This is a genomic window from Deltaproteobacteria bacterium (assembly GCA_020848745.1).
Classification (GTDB): Bacteria; Desulfobacterota; Binatia; order UTPRO1; family UTPRO1; genus UTPRO1.
This window is the reverse complement of the sequence record JADLHM010000050.1, coordinates 1-13110: the sequence shown is the minus strand read 5'-3', so window position 1 is coordinate 13110 and position 13110 is coordinate 1. Positions and strand designations below refer to the sequence as shown.

General features: G+C 69.8%; 8 protein-coding genes. 6 read left to right on the top strand and 2 right to left on the bottom strand.

The window, feature by feature from the left end:
* Nucleotides 1–14: 14 nt before the first annotated feature.
* Entirely contained in the window at nt 15–3377 is a 3363-nt protein-coding gene (locus IT293_06620) for a hypothetical protein (GenBank protein MCC6764319.1), read from the top strand.
* Between the two features lie 124 nt (nt 3378–3501).
* Nucleotides 3502–4881, top strand: a complete 1380-nt coding sequence (locus tag IT293_06615) for a beta-propeller fold lactonase family protein (protein ID MCC6764318.1) — start codon at nt 3502–3504, stop codon at nt 4879–4881.
* 200 nt (nt 4882–5081) lie between these two features.
* Here IT293_06615 and IT293_06610 read toward each other — a convergent pair whose 3' ends face one another.
* Nucleotides 5082–7112 (bottom strand): cellulase family glycosylhydrolase, encoded by a 2031-nt coding sequence (locus IT293_06610; protein MCC6764317.1) that lies wholly within the window; start codon nt 7110–7112, stop codon nt 5082–5084.
* Between the two features lie 270 nt (nt 7113–7382).
* Here IT293_06610 and IT293_06605 point away from each other — a divergent pair, with 270 nt between their 5' ends.
* From IT293_06605 to IT293_06590, 4 genes are all read left to right on the top strand, one after another.
* Nucleotides 7383–7712: a hypothetical protein gene (locus IT293_06605; GenBank protein MCC6764316.1), complete on the top strand. Its 330-nt coding sequence runs from the start codon at nt 7383–7385 to the stop codon at nt 7710–7712.
* 93 nt (nt 7713–7805) lie between these two features.
* Nucleotides 7806–9017, top strand: coding sequence for a CoA transferase (locus IT293_06600; GenBank protein ID MCC6764315.1), 1212 nt, complete (start codon nt 7806–7808; stop codon nt 9015–9017).
* Nucleotides 9018–9027: 10 nt separating this feature from the next.
* Nucleotides 9028–10257, top strand: coding sequence for a CoA transferase (locus IT293_06595; protein ID MCC6764314.1), 1230 nt, complete (start codon nt 9028–9030; stop codon nt 10255–10257).
* Nucleotides 10258–10267: 10 nt separating this feature from the next.
* Nucleotides 10268–11239, top strand: coding sequence for a nitronate monooxygenase (locus tag IT293_06590; protein ID MCC6764313.1), 972 nt, complete (start codon nt 10268–10270; stop codon nt 11237–11239).
* 78 nt (nt 11240–11317) lie between these two features.
* On the opposite strand, the gene IT293_06585 is transcribed toward IT293_06590, so the two are convergent.
* A complete protein-coding gene (locus tag IT293_06585; protein MCC6764312.1) occupies nt 11318–13051 on the bottom strand; it encodes an NAD(P)/FAD-dependent oxidoreductase in 1734 nt (577 codons plus the stop codon).
* Nucleotides 13052–13110: the final 59 nt, after the last annotated feature.

Here is a 13110-nt window from a genome sequence, read left to right as displayed (position 1 = left end):
CCGAGGAGAGTGCCGTGCTCCTATCCCCCGCGGTCGTCGTTTGGGCGGTGGTCGCCACCATCGCACTGGTCGTGCACGTTCCGGCCGCTGCCGCGCAATCCTTCGTCAACTTCGAGAGCGGGCACGTTCGTCCGTTGGCGCTTTCGCCGGACGGGACCAGGCTCTTCGCCGTCAATACCCCCGACAATCGTCTCGCGATCTACACCATCGGCACCGCGAGCTTGACGCTCGCGACCGAGGTCCCGGTCGGTCTCGAACCGGTGGCGGTGGCCGCACGCGTCAACGGGACGACCGGGCGCACCGAAGCCTGGGTAGTGAACCACCTCTCCGACAGCGTCAGCATCGTCGAGCTGGAACCCGCCGACGTCACCCGCTCCCGCGTCATTCGCACGCTCCTCGTCGGCGACGAGCCGCGCGACCTCCTGTTCGCCGGCGCCGCGGATGATCGGGCGTTCATCACCTGCGCGCATCGTGGTCAGAACCGACCCGGCGATCCAGAGCTCACGACCGAGGGCGTCGGCCGCGCCGACGTGTGGGCCTTCGCCGCCGAGGCGCTCGGCGCGCCGCTCGGCGGCACGCCGCTCAGCATCGTGACGCTCTTCGGCGACACGCCCCGGGCGCTCGCGCGCAGCGTCAACGGCGCGACGGTGTTCGCCGCGGTCTTTCATTCCGGGAGTCGCACCACCACGATCCCGCAGCCGGTGGTCGCCGCCAACTTCGGCCTCCCGCCACCGCCCCCGATGGCGCCGCCGAGCCCGCCGGCGGTCGGCTTGATCGTGGCCTTCAACCCCGCCAACAACCGGTGGGAGGACGAGCTCGCGCGGAACTGGACGCCGTTCGTTCCGTTCTCGCTGCCCGACCAGGACGTCTTCTCGATCGACGCCAACGCCAATCCGCCCGCGCTCGCCGGCGGCGCCAACAACGTCGTCGGTGTCGGCACGATTCTCTTCAACATGGCGGTGCGGCCGACGAACGGGCGGCTCTTCGTGACCAACCTCGATGCGCGGAACGAGGTGCGCTTCGAGAACTTCCTGCAGGGGAACCAGGGGGTGCAGGGTCACATCGCCGAGAGCCGCATCACGGTCGTGAACGGTACGAACGCGACGCCGGTCCACCTGAACCCGCACATCGACTACAGTGTCCCGACCGGCGCCCCCGCGGAGACCGAGCAGTCGCGCGCTTTTCCAACCGACCTGGTGTTCTCCAGCGACGGTCTCACGCTCTATGTTGCCGCGTTCGGCTCACGGCGCGTGGCCGTGCTCGATGCCGGGAGCCTCGAGAGCGGAACCATCGTCGCCGACCACATCGAGGTCGGGGGCGGTCCGAGCGGCCTCGCGCTCGACGAAGCCCGCAACCAGCTCTACGTGATGAACCGCTTCGATCACACCCTCTCGATCGTCGTCAACGTCGACAATCCGGTATCGCGCGTGGTCGCGGCGACGGTGCCGTTGCGCTACGACCCGTCGCCGCCCGAGGTGCGTAACGGCCGGCGCTTCCTCTACGATGCGCGCACGCTCTCCGGCCACGGCGACTCGGCGTGCGCCAGCTGCCACATCTTCGGCGATATGGACGGCCTCGCGTGGGATCTCGGCGATCCGCAAGGAAGCGTCCAACCCAACCCGAACCCGTTCCGTGTCGGCAGCGGCGGTCCATTTCATCCCCTCAAGGGACCGATGACCACCCAGAGCCTGCGCGGCATGGCCGACGCCGGTCCGATGCACTGGCGCGGAGATCGCACCGGCGGGAGCAGCGGGGGCGATCCGCTCGACGAGGACGCCGCGTTCAAGGCGTTCAACCCGGCATTCCAAGGTCTGCTCGGCCGCGCCAATCAATTGGCCCCCGCGGAGATGCAGGCCTTCACCGATTTCGCGCTGACGCTGCGGTACCCTCCGAACCCGATCCGTGCGCTCGACAACAGCCTCACGACGGCACAGTCGAACGGGCGCCAGTTCTTCGAGAACACCCCCACCGATGCCGGGGCGTTCACCTGCGCTTTCTGCCACGCGCTGCCGCTCGGCACCGACGGTCGATCCTCGATCGAGGGCGAGCCGCAGGAGTTCAAGATCGCCCACCTCCGGAATCTCTACCAGAAGGTGGGCATGTTCGGGGTGCCGGCCGGCGTCCCGGGGATTCCGGCGACCGGCTTTCTCGGCCCGCAAGTGCGGGGCTCGGGCTTTCTGCACGACGGCAGCATGGCCACCGTCTTCGACTTCGTGAACTCCGACGTGTTCCTCAATCTCAACGACGTGTCCCGGCGCGAGGTCGAAGCGTTCATGCTGGCCTTCGATACGGGTCTCGCGCCGATCGTCGGCCAGCAGGTCTCGGTGACGGCAGCGACCGTCAACGACGCGACCGTCGTCGCGCGGATCAATCTCCTGATCGCGCGCGACGACGCCGGCGACTGCGAGCTCATCGCCAAGGGCGTCGTCGGCGGGATCGCACGTGGCGCGGTCTACGTCGGCGGCAATCAGTTCCAGACCGATCGCGATGCCGACAGTCCGATCACTGCGGCAACGCTCCGCGGGCTGGTCGACGACGCGCCCGGGCAGGAGCAGCTCTATACCTGTGTGCCGCCCTCCTCGGGTGTCCGTATGGGCGTCGATCGCGACGAGGACGGGTTCGGCGACCGTACCGAGCTCGACGCCGGCAGCGATCCGGCCAATCCGAACAGCGTGCCCGGCGGGGCGACACCCACGCCGACCGCCACCCCGACCCCGGCGCACACGGCGACCCCCACGCGCACGGCGACCGCAACGCCTACCCCCACCCGTACCGCGACGCCGACGATCGCGGGACCGACGCCGACTGCCGCGCCTCCGGTGCTGATCCAGACCACCTCCATGAAGCTCCAGGACGACAGCACGCCGCCACCGGACCCGGATCGGCGGAAGTTCACGTTCAAAGCGTCGACCAGCAAGGACCCGGTCGCGAATCAGATCGTACCTCCCGCGCTCGGCAGCACCGGCGACCCGACGGGCAGCGGCTCGGGCCTCGGAGGGGCGACGCTCACGGTCTCCAACAGCAACGGCAGCGGCGAGTCGTTCAGTGTCGTCCTACCGTTCTCGGGCTGGGAGGCCCGGACCTCCGGGAGCGGGATCCGCTACACCTACCGCGGCGAGCGCACGGATGCCGTCACGAGGATCACCGTCAAGGACAACCGCCTCGATGTGCGCGGTGGCCGTGCGGCGTGGGGCTACACGCTGGACGAGCCGTCGCAGGGTCGGGTGGCGATGCGCCTGACGCTCGGCTCGGGTGTGACCTGGTGTGCGGACGCACCGCCGAAGACGAGCGGCAACCCGCCGACGTCGGAACGCTACGACAAGGTCGATCGGTATCAGGCGGCGTCGAAGTCGCCCCCGCCGGTCGCATGCCCGTAGCGGGGATTCCAGGCGGTCATCCGGGGCACCTCGCCGGGGTCGGCGCGCACCGGGAGGAATGCAGGGCCTTCCCCCTTGCGGTCGAGGCGGCAGGAGGCGCAATAGTGCGTCCGGAGGTGCCCTCATGGCGAAAGACGCCGTTGCTGCCCTACGGTGGAGCACGCCGATCCTCTGGACGCTCGGCCTGCTACTGAGCCCCGCGATCTCCGCCGCCCCCTTGGGTCCGCTCGCTCTTCGCGGCTGCGTGAGCGAGACCGGCGCCGTGGGCGGCTGCAGCAACGGCGTCGCGCTCGCGGGTGCGCTCGGCGTCACCGTGAGCCCCGACAGCAAGCACGCGTACGTCGTGGCGTCGATCCTCGGGAGCGGAGGCGTGACCGCCTTCGCCCGCGACAAGGCGACCGGCGCGCTGACGCAGCTCGCCGGAGCGGCCGGGTGCGTGAACGAGACCGGTGCCGGCGGTTGCACCGACGGTGTCGCCGTCAGCAACGCGTGCGCGCTCGCCGTGTCGCCCGACGGCAAGCACGTCTACGTCGCGTCCTGCAAGAGCAACGCGATCGCGGTGTTCGCGCGCGACAAGAAGACCGGCGGCCTGACGCAGCTCGCAGGGATCGACGGGTGCGTGAGCGAGACGGGCACGGGGGGCGTCTGCGCCGACGGGATCGCGCTCGACGATCCGATCGCCGTCGCCGTGAGCCGCGACGGCAAGCACGTCTACGTCGCGTCGTTCTTCGGCGACTCCATCGCGGTGTTCGGTCGCAACAAGAAGACCGGAGCGCTGACCCAGCTCGCGGGCACGGCCGGTTGCATCAGCGAGACCGGCACCGGCGGCGCGTGCGCCGACGGCATCGCGCTCGACGGTGCCGACTCCGTCGCGGTGAGTGCCGACGGCAAGCACGTCTACGTCGCGGCGGCCAACAGCGGCGCCGTCGCCGTCTTCGCCCGGACGAAGGCGACCGGCGCGCTCACGCAGCTGGCCGCATCCGCCGCATGCGTGAGTGACGACGGAACGAGCGGCGCCTGCGCCGACGGCGAAGCCCTGAGCGGCGCGGATGCCGTCGCCCTCAGCGCCGACGGCAAGCACGCGTACGTCGGCGCGGTCGCGAGCGACTCCGTCGCGATCTTCGCCCGCAACAAGAAGACCGGCGTCCTGACGCAGCTCCCCGGAACCGACGGATGCGTCAGTGAGACCGGCTCCGGCGGCGCGTGCATCGACGGCGTCGGCCTCGACGGCCCGCGATCGATCGCCGTCAGCCGCAGCGGCAAGGATCTCTACGTCGCTTCGTCGGTCGGAGACGCCGTCGCCGTCTTCCGCCGGAACAAGAAGACCGGAACGCTGGCGCAGCTCCCCGGAACCGACGGATGCGTGAGCGAGACCGGCTCGGGCGGCGACTGCGCCGACGGCGTGGTCCTCGACGGCGCGCACGGCGTCGCCGTGAGCGCCGCGGGCAAGCACGTCTACGTCGCGTCGGACGTGAGTGGTGCAGTGAGCGCCTTCGGCCGGTAGCCGTTCGGGAGCCTCCGCACACGCCGCGTCCGAGCGAGAAGCCCGAGTCGCCGCGCCGCCCCCGCTCACGGCGGCATGAGCCCGAAACCACCGACCCCGGAAGGTCGAGCGAGCATGGCATCCGCACCATTGTGACGGAGGATCGCGACTTCGCCCGATTCCAGGTCCCCGCCCCGGTCACGCTCGTCTGAATCCTGCCCTCAATCGCCCCGGTCCTTGAACTGATCGGCCTCGTTGCGGCGCGCCGGCGCGCTGTACGTGGCCTCCCAGCAGGACGGCGAGCTGTCGTTGCGCAGCTGCACGGTGACCTTCGACGCTTGCGCGAACGGGAGCGGCGGCAGCGCGAGCGCGCTTCCCTGCCCACGGACTTGGATGTTGCTGCGGCCGGCGGCGCCGGCCTTCAGCACGATCTGACGGATGCCGTCGCTCGCGGCGCCCGGATCGCGATAGCGGAAGCCCGTGCTCGTGGCGCGCCAACATGGCTTGCCGTCGCACGTGCCGCCGACGGGCACGCCGAGGCTGCCGACGAGGCGCGGAACGCCGGCGGTCTCGTCCCAGACGCAGAGGCGATAGGCCGTGGACGCCGACGGATTGCCGAAGTCGGGCGTCGTCGCCGCCGCACCGTCGATCCACGACCAGCGGAGGCGGTCCTTGGCGTCGGGAGTCGCGTCGGTCATCGCCAGCGCGCCGCGGTCCGCCGTGAGCTGCTGCGCGCAACCCGGCGCCGGCACCGGGCCGCACCCGGCCGGCACCACCGAGAACGACACCGTCGTCGCGCCGGGGAGCGCCAGGAGCTGGAGGCGCTCGGCGTTGCCGATCGAAACCACCTGCGCGCCGGACAGACCTACGACGTCGTAGCCTCCGGGAAAGTGGCGACCCGGGATCCACACCTCGGTCACCGCACCCGGGGCGAGCGCGCCGTCCACCGGCGTCGTTGCGTAGGACATCGTGAAGCGGCGCGTGACGCGGTCGAACGACCAGTCGAGCGGCGTGCCGGCGACGGCGCGTGGATACGGACGCACCAGCACGTCGAGCTTGTCTTCCTTCAGGTGCTCCGAGGTCGGCGGATTCATCGGGTGGTCGATGACGCCATCGCCCGGGGACTCGCAGCAGGGATCGCGATTCCACCACGCCCAGTACTGCCAACCCATCCGGTGCTCGTCAGCGGCCGCCACGATGCGCTCGATCGTCTCGAGCTGGTCCGTCGCGCCGAACTCGGTGACGAGCGGCGCGTGCGCGAAGGTCTCCGCCTGCGCGTCGGCGTTCAGGAAGACGGTACGCTCGCGCGGGCCGCAGGTCGCGGACGGACCCGCGTCGGGCAGGCACGCATAGACGTGGAACGAGAAGCCGACCCCGTCGACGTCGACGTCGCCGTGGTGCGTCGGGAAGCCGGCGTTGAAGTTCGTCCCGTACGGCTCGTAGTACACGATCGTCGCCGGATCGACCTCGCGAATCGCCTCCGCGACGAGGTTCGAGAACGCCGTGAGCTGCGCGTCGGCGTTCCCCGGGCATCCGGTCGCTCGCAGGCACTGCGGGATCGAGCTTCCCGGGTACGGCTCGTTCATGAGGTTGTAGCCAAAGACCAGCGGCTCGTCCTTGAAGCGCGCCGCCACCTGGCGCCACGCGTCGGCGAACTCCGCCTGCAGCGTCCGGCCACGCGGACCGATCTCGAGCTCGCGGCCGTTCAAGCCGAAGAAGCGGTCGAACGCCTCCCACAGGAAGGGGCACGAGAAGATGTTGCCTGGAAAGCCATGGTCGCAGGCCGGAAGCAGCGTCGGATCGGTCGGCGAGCTGTCGACCGTCGCCCAGTCCGCCATGCCGTTGCCCTGGTAGCGCTCGCCGTAGAGATCCTGGTGGAAGTCGAGCAGCACGTAGATGCCCTCGGCCGTCATGAGGCTCACCGTCGCCGCGATGTCGTCGAGGTAGGCCGCGTCGTACACGCCCGGCGCCGGCGCCAGGCCCTGGTGTGCGAGCCCGAAACGGACCGTGTTGAACCCTTCGGCGGCGATCTTCGCGATGTCGTCGGCGCCGAAGCCGATGGCGGACGGCAGATAGGGCGGCAGCTTGTTCACTTGATTCACGCCGTGGAGGATCACCGCCCGCCCGTCCGCGTCGACGAGCCAGCGCCCGGCCTGGCGAAGCGCCTTCGGCGCGGCGACGGCGAGCGCCGGCGCGAGCACGGCGGCGAGCGTGAGCAGGGCGAGGGCGCGGCGACGCCACGACCGGTGCATGGAAGGTCCTCCCGGGGGGCGGAATCGAGGTCGGCGCTGGAAACCTAGCCGAGCGCCGCCAGCGAGTCCAGGTTCCATATCGTGGTGCCGGCTCGTTCGATCGCGGCCCGCACGATAGGCTCCTGCTGTAGGGTCGCCACGGCGCCCGCGCCGCCGCGGCGACGGCCGCCAGGGCGACGGCGGTCTGCAAAGCGCCCATTCCCGACTTCGGCCACGCCCCGGCGTCGACCGTGAGCGCGACGGCCGTCACCGGAGCGCTCGGCACGTTCGATGCGCTCTTCGGCTCGGATCTCGACACGGCGGCCATCGCCGCCGCACAGTCAGTATCGGATCGAGGTCGACACGACGGCGGGCACGGCGCAGAGCTACATCCTCACCGTCCTGCAAGCGCGTGACGCCGCGGGCGCGGCGCTGACGCCGTCGGTCGTGGACGACGGCGCGTCGTACACCGTCACGCTCGACGGAACGACGTCGATCACGTTCCAGAAAGGCATGACGTCGAGCGGCGGCTCGATCGACATCGGCGGCGTCGTGACGCCCCTGCGCGCGAACGTACAGAGCATGTCGGTGACCGCCGCCGGTCCCGCCTGGCAACCGTAGGAGGCGAGCGCCGGAACATCGCGGGGCACGAACGTCCACGCCCGGGAACCCGACCTTGCCGGGGCGCTCCTTCCATACTACTGCGTCCGGACCATGCCGCCCGGCGCCCTCCACGGCATCACCGTCCTCGAACTCGGCGAGTACGTCTCGGCGCCGTACTGCGCGAAGCTCTTCGCCGACTACGGCGCCGACGTCGTGAAGGCCGAGCCGCCGCGCGGCGACCCGAGCCGCACGTGGGGTCCGTTCCCGGGCGACGTGCCCCATCCGGAGAGGAGCGGAACGTACTTCTTCCTGAACACCGACAAGCGCGGCATTACCCTCGACCTCTCGACCCCGCGCGGCGGCGAGCTCGCGCGCGCGCTCGCGGCGAAGGTCGACGTGGTGATCGAGAACCACAAGCCCGGCACGCTGGCGTCCTGGGGCCTCGACCACGCCAGCCTCGCCGCCCTGAACCCGGGCCTCGTCCTGATCTCGATCACGCCGTTCGGGCAGACCGGACCCTATTCCGACTGGCTCGGCACCGATCTGAACGCCTTCCATCTCTCGGGCGCGAGCAGCCGCTACTGCGGCCGCCCGGGCGAGGCGCCGCTCGAGCACGGGACGTTCGCCGCGGACTTCTACGGCGCGGTGACGGCCGCCACCTGGGGCCTCGCCGCCGTCTACGGCCGCGTGCGCGTCGGCGGCGGCCAGCACCTCGACGTGTCGTGCGCGGAGGCGATCGCGGCGACCTTCGTCGGCGGCCAGAACATCGGCGGCTGCGCCCAGGACGGGAGGTTCGAGCGCCGCACCGGCGTCGGCATGCCGCTCGGCGCGCCGGCGACGATCCTGCCGTGCAAGGACGGCCACGTCTGGATGCTCGCGCTCGAGCCCGGACAGTGGAACGGCCTCGCGCGCGTGATGGGGAATCCCGAATGGATGACCGTCGACATCTTTCAGGACATGTACCAGCGCGCGCAGAACGCCGACGCGATCTACCCGCTGCTCGTCGAGTGGACGATGGAGCACGGCAAGCGCGAGATCATGGACCGCTGCCAGGCCGAGGGCGTGCCCGTGACCGCCGTCTTCACGATCGCGGAAGCGGCGGAGCACCCGCACCTCGCGGCGCGCGGCTATCTGACGGAGATCGATCACCCGGCGCTCGGGCGCGTCCGCGACCTCGGCGCGCCCTTCAAGCTGCCGGCGAGTCCGGGCGGCCCGACGCGGCCGGCGCCGCTCCTCGGCCAGCACAACGCCGAGGTCTACGGCGAGCGGCTCGGCCTCGACGGGGCCGCGCTCGACGCACTCCGCCGCGACGGCGTGATCTGAGGAGACGCGCGTGAACACGTCCGACTCGAAGCTCCCCCTCTCCGGGATCCGCGTCGCGAACTTCGGCTGGGTCTGGGCCGGACCCGTCGTCGGCCAGACGCTCGGCTTCCTCGGCGCCGACGTCCTCAAGATCGAGTCGCGCGCCCGCATCGACCTGACCCGCATGCTGCCGCCCTTCGGCGAGGGCATCCGCGACCCCGACCGCAGCCTCTCGAACCACGCCTGCTGGGCGGGCAACGGCAGCGTGTCGCTGAACCTCAAGCACCCCGAGGGCCGCGCGCTCGCCAGGGAGCTGATCGCTCGGTGCGACGTCGTGATCGAGAACTTCGGCCCCGGCGTCATGGACGGGCTCGGGCTCGGCTGGGACGCGCTCCGCGCCGTGAAGCCGGACCTCGTGATGTTCTCGATGCCGGCCGCCGGGCTGACCGGTCCGTTGAAGGACATCCGCACCTACGGCTTGAGCCTCACCAGCACGACCGGCCTCGACAGCCTGGTCGGCTACGGCGACGGCACGCCGATCCCGGTCGAGAACGCCTTCTCCGACCCCTACAACGGCATCATGGGCGCCTTCGCGATCCTGGCGGCGCTGCACCACCGCGACCGCACCGGCATGGGCCAGCACGTCGACTACTCGCAGCAGGAAGCCGTCATGCAAATGGTCGGCCCCGCCTTCATGGACTACGCGCTGAACGGCCGCTCCGCGGGCGCCCTCGGGAATCGCCACCCGCGCGCCGCCGCCGCGCCCCACGGCGTCTTCCCGTGCGCCGGCGAGGACCGCTGGATCGCGATCGCGGTCACGAACGACGACGCGTGGCAGGCGCTCGTCGCCGCGATGGAGCGGCCGGCGTGGGCGACCGCACCCGAGCTCGCGGCCCTCCCCGGCCGCCTCGCCGCGCTCGACGATCTGCACGCGCGGCTCGCCGCCTGGACCGCCGACCAAGACGACTACGAGCTCGCCCGCCGACTGCAAGCCGCGGGCGTCGCCGCCACACCCGTCCTGAACGTCGCCGACCTGCTCCGCGACCCGCACTGGCGCGCGCGCGGCACCTTCATCGAGGTCGTCCACCCCCTCGGCTTCAAGGAGACGATCTACGGCGCCTACGTGAAGACGAGTCGGAGCGCGATCACGGTCCGGCCGGGCCCGCGCATCGGCCAGGACAACGAGCGCGTGTTCAAGCGCCTGCTCGGCATGGACGACGCGCGCTACCAGACGCTGGTCGCCGCGCAGACGATCTACTAGAGGGCATACGATGATCCAGACCCGATTCACGGAGCGTTTCGGCCTGCGGTATCCACTCATGGGCGCGCCGATGGCGATGCATAGCGGCGGGACGCTTGCCGCGGCCGTGTCGAAGGCGGGCGGCCTCGGCAGCTTTGGCGGTGTCCACATCTCGCAGGGGCGGGAGTGGGTGACTCGCCAGGTAGAGCTGATCCGCTCCGCGACGGACCAGCCATTCGGGGTTGGCTTCATCACGGCCTTCCTGCCGATGTTCGAGGGGCACTTTCAGGCGACCCTGGACGCGAAGACGCCGGTGATCGCGCTTTCGTTCGGCGCGCCCGCGCAGGCGATCGCGCGGGCAAAAGAGGCCGGCGCCGTGGTGATGTGCCAGATCCAGACGCCGGCCGGCGCGCGGGAGGCGCTTGACGGCGGAGCCGATATCTTGGTGGCGCAAGGCAATGAAGCCGGCGGGCACACCGGAACGATGAATCTGCTGCCGCTGCTGGCGGCCGTGACCGAGGCGTACCCGGACGTGACCGTGCTGGCAGCGGGCGGGATCAGCTCCGGGCGCGCGCTGGCGGCGGTGCTGGCCGCGGGTGCCGACGGCGCGTGGGCGGGAACGGCGTTCCTGGCCACGCCGGAAGCCGTCGAGGTTGGCAACGCGTACAAGCAGGCGATCGTCGAGAGCGATGGCACGGACACCGTCTACACACGCGCATACGACGTGCTGCGGGGTGCGCCGTGGCCGGAAGGGATTGCGGAGCGTGTGCGCCGCAACGCGTTCACGGAGGAGTGGGACGGCCGCGACGAAGAGGTGGCGGCGAACCGCCAGGAACTGACTGCCCGCGTGTTCGGGCCGGCGGCGAGGCCGGAGGCCACGCCCGTGCTGTACGGTCAGGGCGCCGCGGCCATCGCCCGAGTGAGGCCGGCAGCCGAGGTGATGGACGAGATCTGTTCCGCCGCGGAACGGCTTCTGGGCGAGCGCTCCGGCCTCCTCCGTTAGCGGTCGCTACAGCCACCCGTCGGGTGACGCGAACGGGGCGGGCACGATGCGGCTCGCGACGGTTCCCAGTCCCGCGGACTACGACTCTCCTTGCACCGGAAACGTCTTCCGGACCCGCTCCACCAGCAGTCGTTGTTGTTCCAGGAGAGCATCCGGCTCTTCGTTGCCCGCCTGCTGCCAGGGCTGCTGCTCGAGCTTCAGGTCCGAAGCGATGATCTTGTAGCAGTTGTACGCTTGCGCACTGCTGGCTTCGCCGCCGACATGCCAGTAGCCTCCGGTGCAATACAGGTTGTGAATCGGGGTGCGGTGATTCGCCAGCTCCGGCGTGGGCCGATTGGGGCCGTCCTGCGACGCCGACTTGTCGATACCGGCGAAGTTGCCGTGCGGCGCCAGGTTGGCCATACGGCGGACGTCGAACGGGCTGTTGGTGTCGATGCCGATGACGTTGTCCCACGTCATATTGGGCGCGAACTTCCCCCAGAAGGCAATCATGTCGGCTGCGTGCTTGTCCTTGAGATGCAGGTAGTCACTGGGCGACAGATCGAGCGCGCCCGGACCCTGCATCTCGTGCTGCGCCACGTGCTTGCCGGGCGGCGCGTAGGAGGGGTCGACGAGACTATGGCACCACACCACCGGATTGAAGTCGTTCATCGCCGGGATCTGTCCCCGCGTTGCTTCGTCGCACTCGCGGGCCAGGTGCTCGACATCGGCGGAATTCGTCAATCCCAGCCAAAAGGTTTCGTGGATGTCCGGATTGAACGCTTCGGCGATGTACGTCGGCGCTTCGTGCAAAGCGTAGCTGTACCACATGATATTGCCGATATTGTTGAACGAGAGCTTGTCGACCTTGTCGCAGACCTCGGACCCGAACACCTCGCGGCCGACGATGTCGAGCAGCTGCATCACGCTGAGACCGGCGGTGATCACCAGCTTGCCGGCATCCACCTGCGTGCCGTCGTGCAGCTCGATGCCGGAAGCACGCTTGCCGTCGTGCAGCACCTTGGTGACGGTCTTGTTGAGGTGGAACTCGCAGCCGTGTTGCACCAGCCACTGATGGCAGGCGTGCGCAACCATGTGAGTCCCGCCGCGGACGAACGACATCTGGGGCAGCATGCTCACCATGCCCAGGAGGAGCGCGCCCTTGCTCGCGTCGCGCACGTTCATCACCGACGAGGGAAAGAACCGCAGCACGGTGTATTGCAGCTCCGGGCTCTCGAACATCATGCGTACGGCCTCCATCGGAGAGGCGGTCAGGTACGGCATGGGATCGATGCCGGCCTCGTGCAGCACGGACAAGATGGCCATCTGACGGTCCATCACCTCCGGCCGCGCCTGCCATTCGGCCGGATTCAGCACGTTGTCGTACATGACCCGCTGGAACGCCTCCGTGTTGGTCATGCGCCAGAGCTTGAGCCAGGTATCCGCGTCCTTCTGCGAGAAACGGGCGATCTGCGTCGCGGTGCGTTCCTGTGACGGATCGACCTTCTGACTGTAGATCGCGAGGCATTTTTGCGTATCCAGGAAGATCGCGCCGTCGCTGCAGCGGTACTGATCGATCATGGCGCCGTAATCCCAGAACTCCGGAAAGTCGCGGTACAGCGGCGTCCAGTACCACGGCAGCATGAGGTTGGCGTGGGTGTTGCCGCGAAAGCCAGGAGCCGCGATTTCTTCCGTGGCCAGACCGCCGCCAATCTCGTGACGCCGCTCGAAGACGCCGCACTTCATGCCGGCAAACTTGGTCAGATACATCGCCAGCATCAGCGCCTTGTTCCCGCCGCCGCAGATCACGGCATCGTACGTCATGTTCGACATGGGTTCTCCTCGATGAGCTTCACTGACATGTCACGCGCAGCCGCCGTACCCGTCAGCGG

Bases quoted from the DNA above. Each gene is read 5' to 3' on its own strand.
- IT293_06615 (MCC6764318.1), top strand. From the start codon at position 3,502: ATGGCGAAAGACGCCGTTGCTGCCCTACGGTGGAGCACGCCGATCCTC.
- IT293_06610 (MCC6764317.1), bottom strand. From the start codon at position 7,112: ATGCACCGGTCGTGGCGTCGCCGCGCCCTCGCCCTGCTCACGCTCGCC.
- IT293_06600 (MCC6764315.1), top strand. From the start codon at position 7,806: ATGCCGCCCGGCGCCCTCCACGGCATCACCGTCCTCGAACTCGGCGAG.
- IT293_06590 (MCC6764313.1), top strand. From the start codon at position 10,268: ATGATCCAGACCCGATTCACGGAGCGTTTCGGCCTGCGGTATCCACTC.
- IT293_06585 (MCC6764312.1), bottom strand. From the start codon at position 13,051: ATGTCGAACATGACGTACGATGCCGTGATCTGCGGCGGCGGGAACAAG.
- IT293_06605 (MCC6764316.1), top strand. From the start codon at position 7,383: ATGCGCTCTTCGGCTCGGATCTCGACACGGCGGCCATCGCCGCCGCAC.